This is a genomic window from Streptomyces gobitricini, from assembly GCF_039532985.1.
Taxonomy (GTDB): domain Bacteria; phylum Actinomycetota; class Actinomycetes; order Streptomycetales; family Streptomycetaceae; genus Streptomyces; species Streptomyces gobitricini.
This window is the reverse complement of sequence record NZ_BAAASR010000007.1, coordinates 181,448-202,558: the sequence shown is the minus strand read 5'-3', so window position 1 is coordinate 202,558 and position 21,111 is coordinate 181,448. Positions and strand designations below refer to the sequence as shown.

Sequence of the window (21,111 nt, the reverse complement as noted above, 5' to 3'; positions counted from 1 at the left end):
GCTCCAACTCGCCTGCAGCATCATCTGCTTGAGGCGACTCAGAACCTCATTCTGAAACGATCAGTTAGGGCCCGGACGTTGGTGATGCCGTCGAGTACACCGGCGACCTCGTCGTACATGCGGACGGACTCAGCGCTGTGGTGCCGGCCCAAGTTCTTCGAGTCCACACCGCCATGGGCCGTGTAGTCCAGGATCCGAAGGTAGTTCGTCAGGTTTACCCCCGTGAGCTCGACTCGGACCAAGCCGTTGTCGAGCTCCTTGACCGTGGTCTTCAGCTCCAGGTTCGGACCGTCCCTGCCTGTCTGGTCCGATGTCTTCTCCCACAAGTCCTTGGTGGTCTCAACGTGGAAGCTCTTCAGGCCGGCGGCTTTCTGCAGGCGCTCGGAGTGCCGCGGCGGGGAGTCGGTGGAGCAGCCGCTGACGAAGACGGTGGCCAAGCTGGGCGCGGGCGCCGAGCAGGTCGGCCCGGCGCGGTGCGGAGGAAGAGACGCGGGGTCGCCCAAGGAACCACCGAGCCCGGTGTAGACGACCGTGCCCGGGATGATGTCCAGGGCCGTGGCGGTCACGTAGGAGGAGAAGCGCACGCCGGCCACTCCGGCCCCGTAGTTGACGACCGAGAACGGGAACAGCGGCACCAGCCGCACCACCAGAACGGCCGTGAACCCGCGACGTGTCAGGTAGGCGTCCAGCCGGGCCAGCCGTCCGGAGCCGGCGTAGCGGGCCACGACCGGGCGCCCCAGCCAGCGGACGAGGCCGAACGGCAGGGCCGCGCCCGCAGTCGTTCCCGCGAGCACCGCGTCGGCTCCCAGGGGCAGTCGGCTGGCCGACCACGCCGGTCATCATCTGCCCCAGCAGGCCGACGGCGTGTGGACCAACACGGTTGAGATCCTTCACGACCGCTAACGCAACCGGTAGCAAGATCAGCATTATCAGCTGCAGCGACCTGAGCAGGTCGGGATCCAGTGGTGGGATACGGCCGGGCACCCCGCCCCAGAGGCTGGTGGCTGGCGGTGTCATGGTGTGAGGCGCCGCGCCCGGCACCGCTCATGCCCGGCGCCTCACCGTGCCGCGTCCCCGCGTCTCACCAGTCGTCCCCGATGTCGAAGTTCGAGGCGACGGGCATGCCCCCGTCCTCCAGGGCGATCAGGAGATATCTGCCGAGCGCGTCGAGGCCGTCGTAGAGCCTCTCCGCGAGCTGCCAGGTCTCCACGTCCCCGGAACGGGACACGGGGACGACGTACGCCGGGGCCCTGTCCAGCGGGCCGTCGCCCTCGGGGTCGGCGACCACCAGGCGCACACTGAGGTCGTCGCTCTCGAACCAGTACGACCACGCGCCGGACACGGGACGGCCGCCGGTCTCCTCGGCGAGGGTGATGCCCATGATTCTGTCGACGTCGCCGCGAATCTCCTCGGCGAACGTCGCGCGGTCCCAGGGGGAGTGCGCGGGACCTGCGTGTACCGCGAAGTCCTTCTTGTAGCCGCCATACGGCTCGAACCGTCCCATCACGCATGCTCCTGGATTCCGAAACAGGGCGGGGTGCCCGGGAGGGGAAAATCTCCCGGACACCCCGCCTTTCCGTGCTTTTCCTACTTCACCTTGAGGTCGAGCATATAGTCGTTTCCGTACACGATCACCCGCTGCATCGTCCGGCCTCCGCGGTTGAAGCTGTTGAAGCCCTTCATCACGGCATCCTCGCTCATACCGCTCTTGCGTACGTCGATGACGGTGAGATCCACCTGCTGCTGCTCGGCCTTCCGCAGATGGCCCTGCAGGGTGTTGGAACTGGTGCTCTTGCTCATCGCCTTGAAGTCGGCGCGCATGTCGTCGACCCAGGCGTCACCGCGGTGCGGATTCTGCTGGTCGTCGTTTCTCGACATCACCTCGTGGCCGTGGATGGCGAGTGTCAGCGCGATCTGGAACTCCTCGTCGTCCTCGAAGCCGAATTCATTGTTCGACTTGTTGTTCTTGCGCTTCCACGATTCGTCGATCCGCTCCATGATCTCGTTGGCCTCGTCCTCGTCGGGGCCGAACAGCTCCATGAGGTCCTTGGCCAGGTTGTACGCGCCGCAGCCGTCCCGTGCCCCGCGGTGACACACCTTCTCCTCGATGTCCTCCACCGCTTCCTCAAGGTAATTCGTGAGGTCCCACTTGCCGTCGAGGATCTGGTTGACCCGCTCCTTGCGGAGCTTCGCCGCGATGTCGGCGTTGGTGAAGAGGATCTGCTCCAGGTAGCGGTTGTAGCGCGGAGCCCCGGGCGGCGCCTTTCCGGACCTGCCGTCCTTGTACACGTAGGACGTGCCGGAGGAGTCCCTCCCCTTCCTCTTGCCGTTCTGCCTCTCCTTGGCCTCCCGCTCCTCCTTCGTGTCGGGAATGCCTCCCGTGCAGGAGATCTCCCCGGTCAGGCACTCCGGGACGGCCATGCCGGACGGGTCGCTGAGCGTCGTGGGGTTGTTGTTGGCGTAGCTGTAGCCGTTGAGCGACTGGTGCTGGTCCGCCGTCAGCAGCGGGTCGACGCTCAGGAACCGGCCCGTCGACGGGTCGTACTCGCGCGCGCCCACGTGCGTGAGGCCGGTGCCGCTGTCGGCGGGCGCGCCTAGGAAGCCCCTGTCGTCGGGCCAGCTGCCGACGCCGCTGCCGCGGACGGCGCCGAACGGCGTCGTGTACCGCTTGCTCAGAGTCTGCGTGGTGTCAGTGGAGACGGCGATGCTGCCGGTGCCGTGGTGGTCGGTGGAGAGGAACGCGAGCTTCTCCGTGCCGCTCGCGTTACTGCGCAGCGCGATGGTGGTGCCGCCCACCGTGTAGTAGCGGTTGGCCCACTTCTTGCCGGCCTTCAGGTGCACCTCGGTGGCTCCGAGGTACAGGACGGTCTCCCCGCCGGAGGCGTTGTCGCGCCGGATGAGGAGCGTGCCGTCGGCGTCGTACAGGTAGTCGGTTGCGGTGATCCCCTCCGTCAGGCGGGAGAGCTTGCCCTCGGGGTTCCACAGCAGTGACTGGCGCACCGCGGAGCCCCCCGCCTCGGCGCGGGTTTCGGTGTTTCCGTTGGCGTCGTAGGTGTACTGGGCGGCCGTGGTGTCGCAGGCGCCGGTCGCCGTGGACGTGGTGGTCGCCTTGAGAGCGTGCGTCCTGGCGGGGTCGTAGCAGTAGGTGGCGGTGACGGGGGTGGTTGTGTTGCGGGTCTCCGTCGCGCGCTGCCCCGACGTGTTGTAGGTCCAGCCCGTCCAGTACGGGGCCGGGCCGCCGAGGTTCGCCACCGTACGGCCCGAGGCGGCGCAGTCCGCCGTCTTCGGCGTCCACGCCTGCGTCAGCCGGCGCTGCCCGTCGTAGGTGAAGCACTGGTGGTCGGCGCCGGCGCCGGTGTCGGCACGGTCGAAGATCGACGTGATGTTGCCGGCCTGGTCGTAGGTGTATTGCAGGTCCTGGACCGGGCCGCGGGTCTGGTCGTCGGTGGACGAGGTCAGCACACGGCCGGTGCCCGACTCGTACGTGCGGGACAGGAAGACCCGCTTGGCGGCCGCCGACGTGCCCAGCTGGAGCTGGTGCACCTGGCCCAGGGCGGAGTAGTCGACGCCGAGCAGGTAGCCGCTGATGCCGGACTGGGAGACCGGCAGGCCCACGCCGTTGTACAGCGTCTCGACGGTCTCGGCGGGCAGACCGCCCGCCGCCGGCTCCTTGGTGTTGTTGATCGTGCCGTCGAGGCGGTAGGCCGTCCCGAAGGCCAGCGTCGGCGGCACGGCGCCGGAGGCGACCAGCGGGTCGGTGTCCGGCAGCGTCAGCGTCGTCGCCGTCGGACGGCTCTGGCTGTCGTAGGCGGTGACCGTCTTGGTGTACGCCTTGCTGTTGGCCTGGTTGACGCCGTTCTCGTAGCGGATCGACTGGTCGGGCCTGCCCTTCAGCAGACCGTCGAAGGTCCACGCGGCCAGCTTGTTGGCGTCCGTGCGGCTGGTGTGCCACAGGCCCGTCTTGCGGCCGAGTTCGTCGTACCCGTAGTGGAGGAACTGCCCCTTGGCGTCCTTGGTGTGGTCGATCTGGTCGAGGACGGTGTACTTGGTGGCCGTCGTGCCCTTGTCGGGGTCAGTCGCGGTGGTCGGACGGCCGTACAGGTCGTACGTGTACGACCAGACCGCCCCGTCGGGGCCGGTGACGGTGCGCTGCTTGCCGTCCAGGGTGTACGTGAACGCGACGCGGGTGTACGAGGCGCCGAGCGTGGCGCCGTACTCCGTGTCGTTCGGCTGTGGGCCCGCGTAGGTGCGGGACTCCTTCGTCCGGCCGAGCGCGTCCGTGATCACCCGCGATGCGGTGCCGCCCTCGACGGCGCTGGTGGCCACCGAGTCACCGGTGTACGTGGTGGTGGTGTCCCACTTCTTGACGCCCCACGAGGACAGGGTGGTCTTCACCGCCCGCCCGGCACCGTCGTAGACGGTCTCGTTCTGCACCGGGGCTTGCGCGTACTCCACACCCGTGTACGTGCTGTTGGGCGCGCTACCGCTGTCGTAGGCGTCGGACTGGGTGATGACGGCCAGACCACGGGCGTCGTACCGGGTGTCGGTGAGGATGCGCCCGCCGGTCGCGGCCGGGGTCTGCGTCTGGACCTGGCGCAGCAGCGAGTCGTACAGCGTGTACGACGTCAGGTAGGTTGTGCCGTCGGCCTTGAGCTTGGAGACCGATGTCCAGGACGGCTTGGTCTGGCTCAGCCCATAGGCGAACGTCGCGGAGGGGCTGTCGCCGCCCGCCTTCGACCGGTTGGGCAGCCAGGTGGCGGTGATCCGGCCGAGCGCGTCGCGCGTGTGCTCGGTGCGCTTGAGGTTGGCGTCCAGGGTGTGGGAGACGGAGCCGCGCGCCGGGTCGACGTAGGTGTACGCCTTGTGGATCTGCCCGTTCGAGGCCAGCTTGGGGTGGCTGATGATGACGCCGGTGACCGGGCCTCCGGCCGCCGGGTAGTAGGCCGTGCTGGTCACCTGGCCCGCGGCGTTCTTCACCGTGAGGGGCCGGCCCAGCTTGGCCGTCGCCGTGTCGAACGTGCTGACCGACACCGTCTGCCACGACGTGGCGGACGGGTTGCGGTCGGCCGTGCCGTTCGCCGCCGGGTAGCCCTTGGGCTGACCGGTCCACGTGGGCAGGCCGAGCGTCGGCGTCTGGTCCGGGGTCCAGCCCGTCGCCGCCGGGTCGTCGAAGACGGTCGCGGCGTCGGAGATGACGTCCCCGCGCGAGTCGGCGTTCGCCGGCAGCGCCAGCGTGTCGTCCGTGGCCGCGCAGGGCTTGCCGACCGTGCGGGTCCTGGAGACCAGCCCGGTCAGGCCCTTGGCGGCGTTGCGGGCGTACCAGTTGCGGGTGCAGGTCTCGTCCCCGGCCACCGACCAGTCGCCGTGGTTCTCGGTCGTGGTGAGCATGCCGTACGTGTCGTCGTACGTGTGCGAGGACGCCGTGGTCCGCCACTTCTGCACGGCCGTGAGCCAGGTGCGCTCGTAGGTGCGGGCCGTGCGCACGAAGTACGCCTTCGTGTGCGCGTACGACTTCCGCTGGCTGGCGGTCTGCTTCGACCAGAAGTCGCTGACCGTGAACGCGATCGGCTTGGCGCCGTCGTAGGTGATGTCCTGGCGCAGCTGGCCCGCGTACTGGTCGGAGTCGGTCGCCGCCAACAGGGTGACGCCCGTCATGGGGATCGGCTCGACGGTCGCGGTGCGCGTGGTGCCGTCCAGCTGCTTGTCGCCGTGCATGCCCTGCATGAACAGCTTCACGGACTTCGAGCGGGTGGCGCCCAGCTCACCGGTGTACGTGGTGACCTTCTGGTAGCCGCGCCACACCGACCAGGTGCGCTCCTTCTCCTTGGTGAACGGGTCGTCGTTGTAGTGCCAGGCCGGGGTGGCGTACTCGTAGCTGTACTCCACGGCCGGGTTCTTGGCGGCGGGGTCGCTCGTGTTGACCGCGGTGACCCGGTACTTGTGGAACCAGTCCTGCGCCGGGTCGCCGCCGTTGATCGGCCAATACACCGGGTAGCAGGAGTGCGTGTTCTTGTCCACGGCGGCCGGCATGTTGGTGCCGCGCACGCACTCCGGGTTGGACAGGACCACGGTCGTGATGGCTCCGGTCTCCGACGTGACGGTGGAGATACGGGGCCGGGTCAGCGGCAGGATGTTCGCGCCGCCGGGCTGGGTGCCGCCCTCGACGCGGTTGGGCCGCTGCTGGTAGGTGAAGCCGACCGGCGGCAGGCCGATGGCCGTGCCGTTCAAGCCGGTGCGCTTCACCGACGTGAGGGTGAGGACCTGGTCGGAGCTGTTGCCGATGTCCTGGCCGTCGAAGAACTCCTGCCCGAGGGCGTAGGAGTCGACCGGCTTGAACGCGTCGGGCTCGGCCGCCGTGGACCACACGTGCGTGCCGATCTCCGTCAGCCGCTTGCGCGTGAAGAAGGACGGGCCGGTCAAGGCGCAGTCCGTCGCGGTGGAGGAGCAGATCGAGTCGAAGGGGACGTCCGGCCAGTTGAGGGCGGTGTCCTTGGTCAGCGACTCGCACGACGCGGCGGTGCAGCGCTCCTTGTACGCGAAGGTCACCTTGCCGGAGGTGATGCCCGTGAACAGCGCGTCCGCGCGCTGCCCGTACCGGATGTCGGTGGGGTAGCCGCCGCGGACGTACGACGCGAGCTGCGTCTTGTCGCCGTTCTTGGCGTAGTGGTTGGTCTCCTTGGTGTACCAGTACGTCGCGGCGTTGCCGTGCACATCCTGGACCAGGTCGACGTTCCAGCGCCACGCCTGGGTCTTCGCGCGGCCCGAGAAACCGGTGCCCGAGCTGTAGCCCGGCTCACCGCTGTCGTCGCCGAAGACGGGGACGGTCCAGGTGGAGTTGGTCCGCTCGGTGCCGGCGCCGGGCAGCTTGTTCAGGCCGAACGTGTACGTGGTGCCGTCGCCGGTGACGACCTTCCAGTACTCGCCCTTGCCGTCGCCCTTGCCGGCCGTGATGTCGTCGCCGTCGTCACCGTTGTCGGCGCCCGTCGCGTGGAACACCTGGGACGCGTCGTCGTTCTTCAGCCGCCACTGGCCGCTGGTGTCGTCCTTGACCAGCTCGTTGGCGACGCCGTTCAGCACGAGGGAGGCGTTCTCGTACTTCCAGCACTGGTCGTTCTTGTCGGCCTGGCCGTCGTCCTCGCAACTGCCGTACTTGCGCTCCACGTACGACTCGGTCATCGAGAAGCCCTCACCGACCAGGGAGCCCTGGTTGTTGGTGTTGGCGGTACGGCCGTCGATGGAGCCCGAGTCGTACGCCAGCGACAGCGGCGGCACGGGGCCGGCGGGTGCCGGGGGCAGGGTGATCGGGTATGACCAGGTGAACGAGCCCGAGGAGGCACCGGCCTCCCACGCCGAGGACACCGCGAGCGGCGTCGCGGCGAAGTCGCCGCCGCCGGCCGTGGACGTGGTCGTCTCCTCCGCCGCCACGGCCATCACCGTCGGCGCGGAGCGCGGCGCCAGGGCCGTGTCGCCCGTGACCGTCTGTTCCTCGACGTCGTTGGTGGAGTCCACCGGTGTCGTCGTACGGCAGGCCGGCTTCGCCGGGGTCGTGAGCGCACAGGACGGAAGCCGGACCAGCCCCAGCCGGTGCGACCAGTTGCCGCCGACCGCGGATGCGAAGGACGCGTAGTCCACCGTGACCCGGGCCGCGCCGGGCTGCGGGGCGGCCACCGTGAACAGCACGCCCGTGACGCCGGCCTTCCGGGCGGCCGTCTGGTCCAGAACCGTGACGGTCGCCTTGCCGGGGGCCGCGGGCTTCGCGGGCCGGGCGGCGCCGGACGCCGGGACGGCGCCGACGTCCACCACGCCGGAGGCCCCGCGCTTCGGCCAGGACACGGTGCGGCGCTCGGACCGCGCCCGGTCGATCAGCCGCTGGTTGGCCTTCTTGTCGCGGGTGACCCGCTGCCGGGCCTCCTGGGCGCCGAGCCCCTCGACCGGCCGGACGCGGCTGACGCGCGTGTCGGCGGACTCGGGGGCGCCCGGGGAGGCCGCCGCGGCGACTGTCGCGGGCATCACCGTCGGGACGGTCAGCGCGAGGACGAGCGCTCCGATCACCGGCAGCCCGCCGGTGCTGAGTCTGCCGGCGCGGAGACTGTCTCTCCGCAATCGTGGTCTGAACACGTTCTGCTTTCTTGTCGGTGTGACGGAGAGGGCGCGGGCCGTGGGTGACGGCCCGCGCCCTCGTTCAGCGGTTGCGCGGGGTCAGTCCCCGACGACCGCGGTCTTGTGGTGGGCGCTCTGCACGGCACCCGCCCACATCCGGATGTGGTTGATCCGGCCCGGCGTGTGGTTGCCCCACGCGCTGTTCAACCAGCCCTTGCCGACAGCGGGGCCACCGCTGCTCGCCGCCGCCGTGTAGGCGGTGGGGACGCCCTGCCGGTCGACGAGGAAGAGCGAGATCTCCTGCGACTGGGCGTCGTAGGCGCCGACGAGCTGCACCTCGGTGCCCAGCACCGCGGTCTCGTCGCTCTGCACGGAGGTACCCGAGCCGTCGGCGGTCAGCCGGCCGAAGTGCCAGCGGCCCAGCGCCCAGTGCTCGGAGAGCGGTTCACCGGTCGCCTCGTCGATGACGGGGTCGCCGTTCGCGTCGAGCACCTCGTGCCCGGTGGCGTCGACGCCGGTCTTCTCGAACCACAGCCCCCACGAGGAGCCCGTCGCCGTGCGCTGGCCGAGGATCTGCGTTCGGTGGCCGTTGGGCTTGTCGACGAGCGCGGCGCCGTCGACGAGGGCCTCCACGGCCACGGTGAAGGAGCCCGTGGCGTCGACGAGCGGGGAGCCGGAGAACTCGGCGCCGCCGGTGCCGTCCAGGACGATCGACTCGCCGTCCAGCCGGGACCCGGCGCCCATCGTGAGGGACGGCCCGTAGTTGCTCGTCGTGTCCCGGAGCGTGGTGCCCGAGGCTCCGGAGGCGTTCAGGTCCGCCACCAGCTCCAGGTGCGGCATGCCGGTGCCGTCCGGACCGTCGAGGAGGCTCGCCTCCGTGGCGATCTCGGTCGCGGACTTGGCGGCCTGCCAGACGGTCACCTCGTCGACCTCACCGCCGAAGTGGTCGACGTAGCCGCCCTTGTACTTCGCCCGCCCGATCTGGAAGCCGCCGTTCGCGGACCAGTTGGAGGTGATCGTGTCGGTGCCCTGGAGTCGGCCGTTCACGTAGAAGGACAGGACGTTCTTGTCGTGGTCCACGACCGCGGCCAGATGCGTCCACACCTTGACCTGCGCGGGGTCCTTGGCGTTCACCCGCTGGTTGTCCAGGGACGTGGACGACGCGTCGGCGTCGGCGAGCCGGACGCACCACGTCTTCACGCCCTCGCAGTAGCTGAGGAAGAAGGGGCTGTAGTACGTGCCGTCCTGGCCCGCCACGGTGAAGAACCCGCCCGTAGCGTCCAGCCGGGCCCAGGCGGCCACGGTGTACGAGGCCGCCGTCTGCACGACCGGCTTCGCGGACGCGGCGTACGCCGGGTTCGCCAGCCGCAGCGCCTGGTCCTGGCCGCGCACCTCCGGCGTCGTCTCCGTCGCCGGCTGCTTCACGATCTCGCCGCGCCGCCCATTGGGCGAGCGGACCGCGCCCGACAGCGTCAAGTCGTTGCGCAGTGCGGCGTCCGTGCTCGAGGTGTCCACGGCCGCGCCGCTCGTCTCGTCGAAGTTCCAGCGCGCGACCGGCTTGGGGCCCTCGCTCACCAGGAACCTGACGATCTGCTCGTCGCCGCCCAGCGGATAGGCCGCCGACCTGGCCTGGACGTGCAGCAGGTACGTACCGGAGGACGGGGGAGCGATCGTCGCCTTGTACGTGGAGCCGCTCGACCACGCCGACCAGGCGGTATCCGAGGACAGCTTGAAGCGGTAGCCGGTGTTGGTGCTGGTCTCGCCGGGCGCCGGGCCGAAGACGACCGTGCCGGACTGGCTGGGGCCGCCGCCGGGCACGCAGCTGCCGCCCGACACGCACTCGCTGTAGACCGTCCAATTGGTGACGCTCGGCTTCTGCGGGGCCTTGCTGTCCACCAGGAAGTAGCAGAACGGGCTCTGGGAGCTCGACAGGTACGACGCGTCGTTGTTGTAGAGCGAGTGCGTGAACGACCGGTAGCGGTACAGCTTGCCGTCGGTCAGCGGGTTGTCCCAGTCCTTCGTCTGCGCCGGGAAGCTCTTCGTCGTCGTGCTGTACGAGACGTATCCGGTGGTGGGTTTCAGCGATCCGGTGCTCGGCTCGGGCGCGTCCGCCCACGACGTGCCGCTCTTCACGTCCAGGTCGAAGTAGACGCGCAGCCGCGCCCCGGTCTCGCCGCCCGTCGCCGTACGTGGGGTGGCCACCAGGTCGGGCCGGGGGTCCGTAATGACGGTCGGCGACGACTCGGAGGTGCTGCACACCTGGCCCGCCCCGGCCCTGACGCCGTACGCGGTGGGCGTGGTCGGCTTGCTGACGTAGCTGACGGTGAGGACCGCGTCGTCGTCGAAGCGCTTCCAGGCGACGGTGTCCGTCTCGTCCTTGGCCATCAGCATCAGCGTCAGCCGGGGGAACGACCCGTCGGCGAAGGCCTTGACGGTCGGGGTGAGGTTCTCGTCGGTCTCCTCCGGATTGTCGGCGAACCGGATCGGCGCCGCCGGCTGGGACGGCGAGCAGTTGGTTCCCCGGCCGGCCGACACGTAACGGTCGCCCATCTGGTCCAGCTTGGTCGGGCCCGGCCACTTGGAGGACGAGGAGATGTTGTTGGTCCGCTCCAGGTCGACCCAGCGGGCGTCGCACGAGAACGACCAGGTCTCCGTCACCGTGAAGGCCGCGCTCAGGACGTGCTTGCCCTTCAGCTTGTCCGGCGCGAACTCGAAGTACATGCGGTTGACATAGCCGTTGCCGCAGTAGTACGAGACGCCGCCGATCACCGCCGTGCCGCACTTGCCGACGCTCATGCCGTTGGTGCCGCCCGAGAAGTTGTAGAACACGTCACCGTCGGAGGACAGCACCGTGCGCTCGGACTCGTTCAGCTCCACCGACGGGTCGATGTAGAGCGGCAGTTCCGCCTCGGTCGTCGCGGCGATCAGATCCGCGTCCGGCACCACCCGGACGGAGTCCTTGCCCAGGACGACGTCCATCACCGCCGACTCGTCGCCGGCGCGGGGCCCTTCGAGCGGGTCCTCCTCCTGCGGAGCCACCGATACGGGCTCCGGCTCCGCTGCGGCGGACGGGCCGCTCAGCGGGCGCAGGCCGGCGCCCTGCGCCGAGACGCCGTCGCCCACCGCGGGACCGCCGGCGGAGTTCCACATCTGGGCGCTCGGCGAGCGGAAGACGACCTGGCCGTTGCCGTCCACCGCCTCCATGCTGCCCGCCGCGCCCGCCCGGATCTTCAGCCCTTCGGCGTCCAGGTCGTACGCGATGCTCCGCAGGGCCGGGTCGGCGGCCGCTTCGAGCGTCTCCACCTCCAGGAGCTGGCGGAAACCCTCGGGCGTCGCCGTCAGGATGAGGTTGACGTCGGGCCGGACGTCCTCGTACACGGCCCGGGCGCCCTCCAGGCGCGGGGCCGGCAGGGTGCCCGGCCAGCCAAGGGACACGGCCGAGCCCGCCTCGCCGATGGTCACCAGGTCCGCGCCGGTACCGCCGGGCGAGAAGGACAGGTCCACCGCGGCGGCCTTCGGCCCGACCGACCCGTCGGCGCGCTTCACCAGCGTCGGATCCGGCCGGGTCCAGCCGCCGTCCGGCGTGGCCACGCGCACCGGGACGATCGACTTCTCCAGCGTGAAGGTGCCGCCGTCGGGGTTGGCGAACACCGTGTCACGCTCGGTGCGTTCCTCGAGCACCTCAACGCGCTGGCCCGTGGCCTCCGCCAGGGCCAGCGCCTTGTCGGACGGCGTCTGGGGCACAGCCGCGGCCGCGGTGGCCGGGCGCGCCGCCCAGGGGCTCCCGGGGGCGGCGGTCAGCGCCAAGGTCAGGGCGAGTGCCGTGCCGGTCAGCCGGGCGGCGTGCCCTCTGTCGGGTCTCATGCGGGTCTCCCCGGTGCGGCGGCCCGGTGGCCGGTGGGCAGGGACGTGGGCGTGGACATGGTGAGGACCGTTTCGGTTGCGGCCGCCCGGAGGAGGGGGCAGACCGGAAAGAAATAGGACATTCGCTCGCGTCGAAGGGTGGGGGGAGTACCCCGTTCGCCGCTCTGATCTCAGAAGCGCGGATCACCTGTCGCGAAGACGTGCCGTCGCATGGCCGGGCGGCCGGTCAGCCGGTCGCCCCGGTGCGATCGTGCGGGTGATGGAGGTCCTCCTCCTCGAGGACCTGAAGGGGCGTCAGCCCCGGCCGGTGCCCGGCCGTAACCGCGGGCCCGTGAACGGCCGGCGGCGAGAAGCGGGAACGACCCCGCCGCGAAGACGGACACGCCGACCTCTCCCCCCGAACACCCCACCCCTGACGTGATGGGACGCACAGTACATGGCCGACCCGCGATCCGTCGCCTACGCTTCCGAACGGTCCTGATCTGCTCGGATGTGGCCGGACGGGGTGGAGTTGGGCCGACGTGCGCCGACAAGGCGCTATTGCTCCACGGCTCCGAACCGCCCTCGGGGCCGGAGCCCTCCACGGGCCCGGAGCAGCACCTTTTGCAGCTCCCGTGCCGCCCTCGGCGGCGGCGCCGCATCCCTCCGGTGGGCCAGGGCGATCGTGCGGCGCAGTCCGGGCGGCGCCAGCGCCGTGACCCGCAGCTCCCACCCCGCTCTCGCCGCCACCATGCTGGGCACGACGGCCAGGCCGAGGCCGGCTCGGACGAACCCCAACACCGCGTCCATCTCACCGCCCTCCACCGTGAACGACGGCTCTCGGCGGCGGCGAGTGCCGCGCCCGCCGACCGCGCGGGCCGCCCCGGCCCTCGGCGATGTCGCTGGTGGACGTCCAGTCGATGCTGCGGCTGGCGGAAGCGCCCGGGCCTGGTGGTCGGCGGGCAGCAGTAAGCGCGGTTCGCCAGGACGATGTCCGGGCGGGTCCTTGGGCTGCTTGTGGGCGGTCCGGAGCGAGCCGAGCTCGTCCGGCAGGTCCTGCCAGGGCGAGCAGGTGCGGTATTGACGTGGCCACATGTCGCGAACGACGTGGAGGGCACTCGCCGCGATGCGGTGGAGGGCCTCGCGGTCGGCGGCGTAGATGCCTTCCTCGCGCGGTCAGGGGGTGGCAACTACGCCCCATGCGACCAGTGGCATACAGCACAGGGGCAGGCGAGCGGAGGCGATCTCGGTGTCGGGGACGAGGACGGAGTGGACGCGGTCGTGTCGGGCGGCGTGCAGGGCAAGGGCGGAGGTGCGGCGGGCGCCCAGGGAGTCGGCGGCGATGGAGTCGACCGGGACGTCGACCGGGCGGCCGGCCTCGATGGCGGCGTTGAGCGCTCGGCAATTTGTCGGCTCGACCGCCACGGTGCGGATTTCGTGGCGCTGGGCCGCCGTCGCGATGCCAGCGAACAGCCCGCCGCCGCCGACCGCGACGACCACGGTGTCCAAGTCGGGGATCTGCTGGTTGATCTCCTCCAGCAGGGTGCCGACCCCGGCGGCGATCAGCGGGTGGTCGTAGGCGTGCGAGGCGAGCGCGCCGGTGCTGGCCGCGAACTCCTCGCAGGCGGCGAGCGCCTCGGCGTACTCCGTGCCGACCAGGCGGACATCCGCACCGTAGTCGCGCAGGCGGGCCGCCTTCACCTGCGGGGCGGTGATGGGGAGGAAGACGGTGGCGCGCACGCCCTGCTGCTGGGCGGCCCACGCGCAAGCGAGGCCGGCATTGCCGCCCGACGCGATGGTGATCCCGGCGTCGGGAAGGGTGCCCGCGTCGCGGTGGGCCTGGATGAAGTTCTGCGCGCCCCGGGCCTTGAAGGAGCCGGTGTGCTGCATGAACTTCAGGGCCAGCCACACCTGACAGGTTTGCTCGGGGCGGTCGTCCAGGGGGTCGCGGTGGCCGGTGCGGATCGCACCCGGATCGAGGGGGGCCAGGGTGACGGGGCGGATACGCCCCGCGATGCGGTCGGCGGCGGCCTTGATGTCGCCGTAGGTGAGCTGATGCACGAGGTTGCTCCTGCGGTGAGGGGTTACGACCAGGAGATGAGCTGGCCGGTGGTGGTCAGAACCAGGAAGAAGGCGAAGGCGATCCGGCGCCCGGCCGGGTTGGGTTCGACGGCGTGGAAGTTCGCCGGGTTGAACAGCAGCCCGTCGCCGAGTTGCGGGGTCAGGCTCACCCGCTGGCAGTGCCCGACCGTCTCGGGCCGGTAGCCGTACGCGTCGCGGTGCTGCTCGTCGGCCGGCTACCAGCGGTGGCGCCACACCGTGGTCGCCCCGCCGGTGACCGGGACGGACACCCAGACGTTGAAGGCGAGCTGGGCCACAACCTCCTGGTCGAACAGGCCGGTGGGGAACTCCCGGTTGATGTCGTCGTAGTGGACCAGGGCCCCGGCGTTGATCTCGCGCAGCGTTCCGCCGAAGACGGCCCGGCCGCCGATGGTGGCCGGGGTGACGGCTGCGCCCCAGGCGGAGCCGAGCCGGGCCAGGGAGACGGTGATGAGGTCCGGTCGCATCCCGGCGCGCTGCCAGGAGGCGCGGGCGGCCTCGGCGTCGCGCCAGTACCGCGCGGAGCCGGGCCTGATCAACCTGCGCGGCGCCCGCCCCTGGCTCAGCCCTCAGCTCCTCAAACGACTCGTCGAACCTCAGCTCGCCGACTCCCTCGCCGCTGGCATGGCACCCCAGGACGCAATCGTCACCTACCGGCGCCTGTACCTCCTCACCCTGGGCAGCGCGAGTTTCGTGAACCACCGCAACCCCAAGACCGCACAGGCCGCCACCCGCCAAGCGCTGGCCGCACTCGACCCCGACGAGTTCCCGGTACTGACTGGCCACTTGACCGCGATCGTGCCCGCCGTCGTGGACCACGAGGTCTACCACGGCGCCCTCCGCCAGCTCATCCACGCCGCGAATCCGACTCATGCGGCAAAATGAACACAGACGTGGTCGGGGCGGGCGCGGCTGGGCACTGTCGAGCCGCCGCCGGGAGCACCGGCGGGTACGGTGCGGATGGTCACCGGCAGCCGGACGAGCACATCTCTACGACGCCGACGGCGACGTGCTGCGGCACACGATCACCGTGGACTACAGCGGCCAGCCGTACGTCACCTGGCACGCGCCCACCCCCGAGGACCTCGCGCGCCGCGAGTAGCCGGCCCCGCCCTCCCGGCCGTTCCCGCTGATCGGCGGACCAGGCTGTGCACGGCCGGTACGTTGCCCACGGAGACGTCGACAGCAGGGGGAGAGCGTGGCGAAGGTTCGAGACCGTGGCGAGGCGCTGGGCTTCGGGATGCCGGTCGCCCTCTCCCTGCCCGGGGTCGCCTACCTCGGATCACCAACGGCCACCAGTTCATCGCCAACGACTTCTTCGCCGTCATGTACTGCCTGGCGCGCGTCGGCTTCGCATCGGTCCCGCTGATGGCGTGGCGCCGGGGCAGCGGCCGGTACGCCGATCCCGACTTCGTACGGTCGGCCTGGTCCCCTGGCTGTTCACCACCGGGCAGGGCGTCGCCTACAGCGCCCCGCGCGGCGACGCTAACGTCTTCATGCTGATTTTCGGCTGGGGCGCGCGTTCGTCTATGCCGGGATGGTCGCCCTGCACTTCCTTGCCCGCGCCCTGTGGTCCACCGATGACGAGATTGACGCGGCCGAGCCCGGCAGGGGACCACTCTGCGTGAGCCGAAGGCCGACGCCTGAGCTCTGCTCAGTCCGCGGCCCGACGGTCTCGTCCAGGTGGCCCATGGCGTAGCCGCGCTCATCCGGATGGCGGGCCAGGCGCGTCATCACCCACGCGGTCCGGGCGTCCATCCCCTCGCCGATGTCGACGGCCAGGGGCCGCGCCTGTCACGTCGTGCGCGGGGCGAGCACCCAGCACACGAGCGGGAACCGGACCCTTCCGGTGGCGGCCGTCGTTCGGCCTGCCCCCTATAGGGCGTCCTCGGAGACGAGATGGGGGTGTTCGAGTCGGTCACGAGAGCGAGTCTGGCCACGGCCACATCACCACAACGGATATCGGGCCCGAGATCACCGAGACGGGCGGCCGCGGAGCAAGATGGTTGACCCCTGCCGGGCATAGCGGCAAAAACGCCGCGCAAAGAGCCGACTGCGTGGATCGCGCCCCGCGCGGGCCTGGGTGCGCCGTACGGTCGTTCCACGGATGGCGGCCGGGCGGTGACGCCCTGTCAGGTAATGGGAGGGGATCCGAGGATGGTCAATGCCCGTGCGTACCCGCTGTGGCGGGATCTCGCGATGAGCGAAGACCTCCCCAGGGAAGCACTCAAGACGGTGATCGCGGCCTTGTGCGCCCCAGCGACCACACCGCACGGCTTCGACGCCCAGGCCGACCGGTGGCGGGAGGAAGCCCTCAAGGCCGCGCTGCCCGCGCTGCTGGCCCGGACCTCTGCCAAGCGTCTGCGGGGCCAGCTCCTGGTGCACGCCGACGAGAAGACGCTGGCCGCCCTGGCGGCCGACGGCACCGTGACCGCCGCCGACGTGCCCGCCATCCTGCGGCACCGCCGGGTCTGGGCCGGACTGATCTCCGCGCTGGCACGGCACCCCGACCAGGTCGAGGCGGCGATCGCGCTCCTGCCCCGCCTCCCCGACCACGAGGTGGAACACGTCGTCCGGGACTGGCATCCCGACCGCTACACCCGCGCCAAGGGCGCCGCGCCGGCCCCGCCCGTGCCGCCAGAACTGTTCGACGCCGTCCTGGAAGCCTGCCTCACCCCGCTCGCCGCGTACCTGTTTCACCCGGAGCCCGAAGAGGGCTGGGAGGCAGTGTCCGCGTTCTCGAAGGACTGGTCGCTGGAGCTGGGCGGCCGCGCTGGCTGGGCGATGCTGGCCCGGTGCCCCGGGCGGTGGGCGCAGCTCACCGCGCACCCCGTGTTCGGGACGGCTGTCCAGCACCTGCTGCTGGACCAGGCCCAGACACAGGCCCTCGAGGACGCCCGGCTTAGCGCCGCCGACCCCGATGGCGAGGAACTCCCCGCCGACCCGGCTCCCGCCCTCAGCGAGGAACTGCTGCTCGCCTGCCTTCCGGCCTTGCGCCTGCCCGAACTGGCCAGCCTGCCCAACCCGCAGGTGACCGCCCGCCGGACCCCGCACCACATCGCAAACCGCGTCCGCAACAACCGGCGCCTGGCCGACCTCGCCGCCGACCAGCTGCACGCGGCCGCCGACGCTCTCGTCACCCGCGGCCGACTGCTCAGCTGGTCCGACAAGCAGGAGGGCGACCACGAGTTCGACGGCCGCGTCCTGCGCCTCGCCGAGGACCTGGCCCTCCTCAGCGCCAACCCCGACCACCTCGCCGGGGCCTGCGCCCAGCTCGCCCGGCTGGATCAGCCGGCCGTCGTCTCCCCCACGCCGAGCCGGACCCTGATCCGCGTCCTCGACAACGTCGATCCCGACCACGACCGCCCGGCCCGGCTCCTGGAACGCCACTACGAGCATCGCCGGGTCCAGGCCATGGCCATCCTCGCGGCCAATCCGCACACCCCGCGCACCGCCGTCGCGGACGTCCTGAGCGGGCTGCACCCGGCCGAACTGGCCTGGATCGCCGAGAAGGCCGACGGGCCCGACTGGTTCCTGGCCGCGGCGGCCGCCGTCCCGGTACCCGAAGACGAGGACGACGGTGTGGTGCGGCTGCTGGACGATGACGAACTCGGCAAGCACCCCGACCCCGCGGCCGTCCTGCAGTCCTGGCTCGACTCCCCCGCCGCCGGTGAGATCCTCTCCCGCTCCGAGGTTTACCGTGCCGTCGTGAAGTCCCGCTACCGCACCCTGGAGCACCTGCGCCAGATCCCCGCCGACGAGGTCCTCGCCCGCCACGCACCCGACGTCGCCCTGAAGATCCTGCTGGACCACTGCGGGCGCAGCACGGGACGGGGGGAAGCGCTCGCCGCCGCCATGACCTTCGACTACGACGAAGAGAAGATCACCTTCGGTCAGCTCCTCGACTCCCTGGACGGCGCACCCGCCCGGGCGCGCACGTCCTGATCGGGCTGCTTCGTCAGTCACACGCTCCGAAACAGGCCCGGGTTCACGTGCCTTCGCCCGTGTGCCGCATACGGTGGCCTCGCCGCCAGCACCTGCCCGGCACGACGGGACGCAGCGGCAAACTTCGGCAGGCACGGGACGGGAGGAAGGCCGGGATGACGCAGGCCGCAGTGAGTGAGCTGGACGATCGGGTGCCAGGGCGCCGGTGGACGGTGCGTCTGGACGCCGCCGGCCGTGGCAGTGCGGCGGTACGCGTCTCGTGCAGCCGCCCCGCCTGCGCCGACCAGCGTCATGCCTCCGCGGCCGTCGGCCGGGCGGCCGCCATCGCCCATCTCAAGGCCCACCTGCGCGCCGCCCCCGCCCCAAGGGCCGGGGCGTACTGCGCCTGCAGGGCTGAGGGCTGTCGTACCCACCTGCCCGACACCGGCCGGCATCCGCGTGCAGAACCCTGGAGGTGCGGCGGCCCCGTCGTCCTGGCCGTGATCACTGACCGGGAGGGCCGCTGGTGGCAAGCCATGGAGTGCTGCTCCCGGTGCGCGGCCGCCACCCCCGGAGTGAAGACCGTGGCCACATCCCAGGCCCCTAGGGCGTGTGTCGGAAGTGCTCAAGAACTCTTGCAGAGATGGCTTTCTGAGATGGGTGCGGATCCTACTGAGTGACGGCACGCCATAGCCACGAGATGGCCTCCCGACCTGCACGGTTCGACCGCTCGGGGCTTCCCTGAGCAGGGGCCCGACCTCGGCGTCAAGCGTGTGGGCGACGGAGTCGAGATCCGGTGCTTCGGTCGCCTATGTCAACGTGTATTGACGTCCCTCTCAGCGGAAGTCCGCCGCGTGGTCCACCGCCCACTCCTGGAAGGATCGGGCCGGGGTGCCCGTGATGCGCTCCACTTCATCGTTGACCGGCTCCGGATTGTCGAGCATCTCCGCCTGGGCCGGCAACACGGCCTCCACCAGCTCTGCCGGGTAGCCTGCGGCCTTCATCTGCTCGATGGCCTCGTCCAGCGCGACCTCCTCGAACCGCACCGGTCGCCCGATCGCCTCGCTGATCAGGGCCACCTGCCGTTCCTGGGTGATCAGTTCGGGGCCGGTGATCAGGGGGCGGGCGCCGAGCAGGGCGTCGGTCGTCAGCGCCTGAACGGCGACCGCAGCCATGTCCGCCTCGTGGATCAGCGGGCGGGCCAGTCTTGCCAGCGGCGCCCGTACCGCACCGGTGGTGCGGACCTCCTCCGCCCAGCCCAGCGTGTTGCTCGCGAACCCGGTGGGCCGCAGCGCCGTCCACTCCAGGCCCGATGCCTCGATCAGCCGCTCCAGCTCCGTGTGGAACATGGTGATCGCCTCGCCGGGCTTCTCCTTCTCGCTCCCGACCCCGGCGGATGACAGGTACACCACCCGTCGAGCGTGCTTCCCGATCGCGTCGATCACGTCCGACGCGCCCTCAGCGCTCAGGAACGGCCACACCAGGAAGACCGAATCGACGCCCTCCAGGGCCGTGCCCAGCGACGCGGGATCACCGAGATCGCCGCGCACCGCCTGCACACCCTCCGGGAAGTCCGCCTCCCCTCGCACCAGCGCCCGCACGGGCACGCCCGCCGCGTGCAGTCGGGTCACCACCGCGCCGCCGACCTTTCCAGTCGCGCCGGTCACCAGGATCCTGGGCTGTGTCATCGGAATCTCCTCGTCTCGCCGTTCGATGACACGACTCTCGTACATCAACCAAGGTTCAGGTCAAGCACCGGCCGGAGTGGCCGTCAGGTGCTGTTCCAGCCAGCCATCTGCCCGCGGTGGTGGAACGTGGATCCCCCGTGTGACGGCCGAGCGTCACAGCCACTCGTTGATGGCTGCGATGAGCACGGTCGCCTCGTAGCGGACCGCGAGCTTGTCGTATCGCGTGGCGACGGCACGATGCCTCTTGAGGCGGTTGATCCCGCACTCGACCGCATGGCGCTCCCGGTAGTCGAACGGGTCGAAACGCGGCGGCCGGCCGCCGCGGGAGCCAAGCTTCTGGCGGTTGCGCACCTGGTCGGCCTTGTCGGGGATGGTGCAACAGATCCCGCGGCGGCGCAGATAGGCGCGATTCCTGCGGGAGGCGTACGCCTTGTCAGCGCGCACGCGATCAGGACGGACGCGCGGCCGGCCCGGCCCGATCCGGGGCACGCGGACCTTCTCCAGCACAGGCTCGAACTGCGGCGAGTCCCCGCGCTGCCCAGCGGTCACCACGATCGACATGGGCTTTTGGCGCTGCTCGACGGCCAGATGCAGTTTGGTGGTGAACCCGCCGCGCGAACGTCCCAGCCCATGATCACTGGGTTCAGCGAACACACCGCCCGGCGGCTCCTTCTGTAGTTCACCCTGCTTCCGGGCCCCGGCCGCATGCTGATGGGCGCGGCACACCGTGGAGTCAACGCTCAGGTCCCACACGATCGCACCTTCCGCATCGGCCAGGCACTGGAGGTGGCTGAGGATCCGGTGCCAGGTGCCGTCCCGCTGCCATCGGCGGAACAGATCGTAGATCCGGCCCCACAGCCCGTACTCGACAGGCACGTCCCGCCACGGAACACCGGTCCGCACCCGAAACCGTATGCCGTTGATCAGCTGCCGCCGCGACCAGACCGGCGGCCGTCCCGCCTTCGTCCCCTTCGGCAACTGCGGCTCCAGCACCGCCCACTGTTCGTCCGTGAGATCTCCCCGTGCCATGAACCGTGATCATTCATCACTCAAGATCCACTCTCGACACACGGCCTAGGACAGCGGCCTCCCCGTCTGCCACTATCTCTCGCAGGTTGGAGTGTCACGTAACGCACTCTCAGGAGGATCGCCTTTTGCGCAGCACTCCGAACGCGAGCATAGCCATTCCCAGAAGTCCCAAGCCGCCCAAGACCAGATACACCACGTCACCGGTCCGTAGTCCCACCACAACGCAGACGATCGACACCACGAGACATACGATTGCGAAAACCTGCAGTTTGACCTTGTCGTTCATCGATTTTCTCCTAACCCAGGATCTGCCGGGATTCGCTGCGGGAACAGCTGCTGCTGTTTCCTTGTCGTGCGGAACTCTGTCGCGGCGGCGGATGCGATCCGCCGCCGCGACAGAGGTTGTGGTCGGTCAGTTGTCGGTGTC

Annotated in this window: 12 protein-coding genes and 1 pseudogene; 2 read left to right on the top strand and 11 right to left on the bottom strand. The window is 70.5% G+C overall.

The features are described 5' to 3' along the window. Nucleotides 1–38: 38 nt before the first annotated feature. The 8 genes and pseudogenes from ABD347_RS08095 to ABD347_RS08060 form a co-directional block, all read right to left on the bottom strand. The gene (locus ABD347_RS08095; protein ID WP_344358261.1) at nt 39–794 is read right to left on the bottom strand and encodes a TVP38/TMEM64 family protein; all 756 of its coding nucleotides are present in this window, start codon (nt 792–794) and stop codon (nt 39–41) included. A 287-nt stretch (nt 795–1,081) separates the two neighbouring features. Next, complete coding sequence (locus ABD347_RS08090) at nt 1,082–1,504, bottom strand: hypothetical protein (RefSeq protein ID WP_344358259.1); 423 nt, start codon at nt 1,502–1,504, stop codon at nt 1,082–1,084. An 83-nt stretch (nt 1,505–1,587) separates the two neighbouring features. Then, nucleotides 1,588–8,010 carry an RHS repeat-associated core domain-containing protein gene (locus tag ABD347_RS08085; RefSeq protein ID WP_425575604.1) on the bottom strand — a complete coding sequence of 2,141 codons (6,423 nt, stop codon included), beginning with the start codon at nt 8,008–8,010 and terminating at the stop codon, nt 1,588–1,590. 189 nt (nt 8,011–8,199) lie between these two features. Next, nucleotides 8,200–11,964 carry a laminin G domain-containing protein gene (locus ABD347_RS08080; RefSeq protein WP_344358256.1) on the bottom strand — a complete coding sequence of 1,255 codons (3,765 nt, stop codon included), beginning with the start codon at nt 11,962–11,964 and terminating at the stop codon, nt 8,200–8,202. A gap of 537 nt (nt 11,965–12,501) precedes the next feature. Continuing rightward, nucleotides 12,502–12,876, bottom strand: a pseudogene (locus ABD347_RS08075) (LysR family transcriptional regulator substrate-binding protein); the annotation flags it as partial. A 243-nt stretch (nt 12,877–13,119) separates the two neighbouring features. After that, the gene (locus tag ABD347_RS08070) at nt 13,120–14,004 is read right to left on the bottom strand and encodes a pyridoxal-phosphate dependent enzyme (protein ID WP_344358253.1); all 885 of its coding nucleotides are present in this window, start codon (nt 14,002–14,004) and stop codon (nt 13,120–13,122) included. A gap of 23 nt (nt 14,005–14,027) precedes the next feature. Then, nucleotides 14,028–14,174: a hypothetical protein gene (locus ABD347_RS08065; protein ID WP_344358250.1), complete on the bottom strand. Its 147-nt coding sequence runs from the start codon at nt 14,172–14,174 to the stop codon at nt 14,028–14,030. Between the two features lie 66 nt (nt 14,175–14,240). Further along, the gene (locus ABD347_RS08060; protein WP_344358247.1) at nt 14,241–14,510 is read right to left on the bottom strand and encodes a hypothetical protein; all 270 of its coding nucleotides are present in this window, start codon (nt 14,508–14,510) and stop codon (nt 14,241–14,243) included. Here ABD347_RS08060 and ABD347_RS08055 point away from each other — a divergent pair. Next, nucleotides 14,494–14,928 (top strand): hypothetical protein, encoded by a 435-nt coding sequence (locus tag ABD347_RS08055; protein ID WP_344358245.1) that lies wholly within the window; start codon nt 14,494–14,496, stop codon nt 14,926–14,928. The genes ABD347_RS08060 and ABD347_RS08055 overlap by 17 nt on opposite strands. A gap of 1,314 nt (nt 14,929–16,242) precedes the next feature. Then, a complete protein-coding gene (locus ABD347_RS08050) occupies nt 16,243–17,988 on the top strand; it encodes a hypothetical protein (protein WP_344358243.1) in 1,746 nt (581 codons plus the stop codon). A gap of 815 nt (nt 17,989–18,803) precedes the next feature. Here ABD347_RS08050 and ABD347_RS08045 read toward each other — a convergent pair. From ABD347_RS08045 to ABD347_RS08035, 3 genes are all read right to left on the bottom strand, one after another. Further along, nucleotides 18,804–19,655, bottom strand: coding sequence for an NAD(P)H-binding protein (locus ABD347_RS08045; RefSeq protein ID WP_344358242.1), 852 nt, complete (start codon nt 19,653–19,655; stop codon nt 18,804–18,806). A gap of 153 nt (nt 19,656–19,808) precedes the next feature. After that, the gene (locus ABD347_RS08040) at nt 19,809–20,684 is read right to left on the bottom strand and encodes an IS5 family transposase (protein ID WP_344358239.1); all 876 of its coding nucleotides are present in this window, start codon (nt 20,682–20,684) and stop codon (nt 19,809–19,811) included. 109 nt (nt 20,685–20,793) lie between these two features. After that, complete coding sequence (locus ABD347_RS08035; RefSeq protein ID WP_344358236.1) at nt 20,794–20,970, bottom strand: hypothetical protein; 177 nt, start codon at nt 20,968–20,970, stop codon at nt 20,794–20,796. Nucleotides 20,971–21,111 lie beyond the last annotated feature (141 nt).

Coding starts and splice junctions, on each gene's coding strand:
- ABD347_RS08040 (WP_344358239.1), bottom strand. CDS start 20,684: ATGGCACGGGGAGATCTCACGGACGAACAGTGGGCGGTGCTGGAGCCG.
- ABD347_RS08045 (WP_344358242.1), bottom strand. CDS start 19,655: ATGACACAGCCCAGGATCCTGGTGACCGGCGCGACTGGAAAGGTCGGC.
- ABD347_RS08055 (WP_344358245.1), top strand. CDS start 14,494: ATGAGGTCCGGTCGCATCCCGGCGCGCTGCCAGGAGGCGCGGGCGGCC.
- ABD347_RS08080 (WP_344358256.1), bottom strand. CDS start 11,964: ATGAGACCCGACAGAGGGCACGCCGCCCGGCTGACCGGCACGGCACTC.
- ABD347_RS08060 (WP_344358247.1), bottom strand. CDS start 14,510: ATGCGACCGGACCTCATCACCGTCTCCCTGGCCCGGCTCGGCTCCGCC.
- ABD347_RS08085 (WP_425575604.1), bottom strand. CDS start 8,010: ATGCCCGCGACAGTCGCCGCGGCGGCCTCCCCGGGCGCCCCCGAGTCC.
- ABD347_RS08090 (WP_344358259.1), bottom strand. CDS start 1,504: ATGGGACGGTTCGAGCCGTATGGCGGCTACAAGAAGGACTTCGCGGTA.
- ABD347_RS08050 (WP_344358243.1), top strand. CDS start 16,243: ATGAGCGAAGACCTCCCCAGGGAAGCACTCAAGACGGTGATCGCGGCC.
- ABD347_RS08035 (WP_344358236.1), bottom strand. CDS start 20,970: ATGAACGACAAGGTCAAACTGCAGGTTTTCGCAATCGTATGTCTCGTG.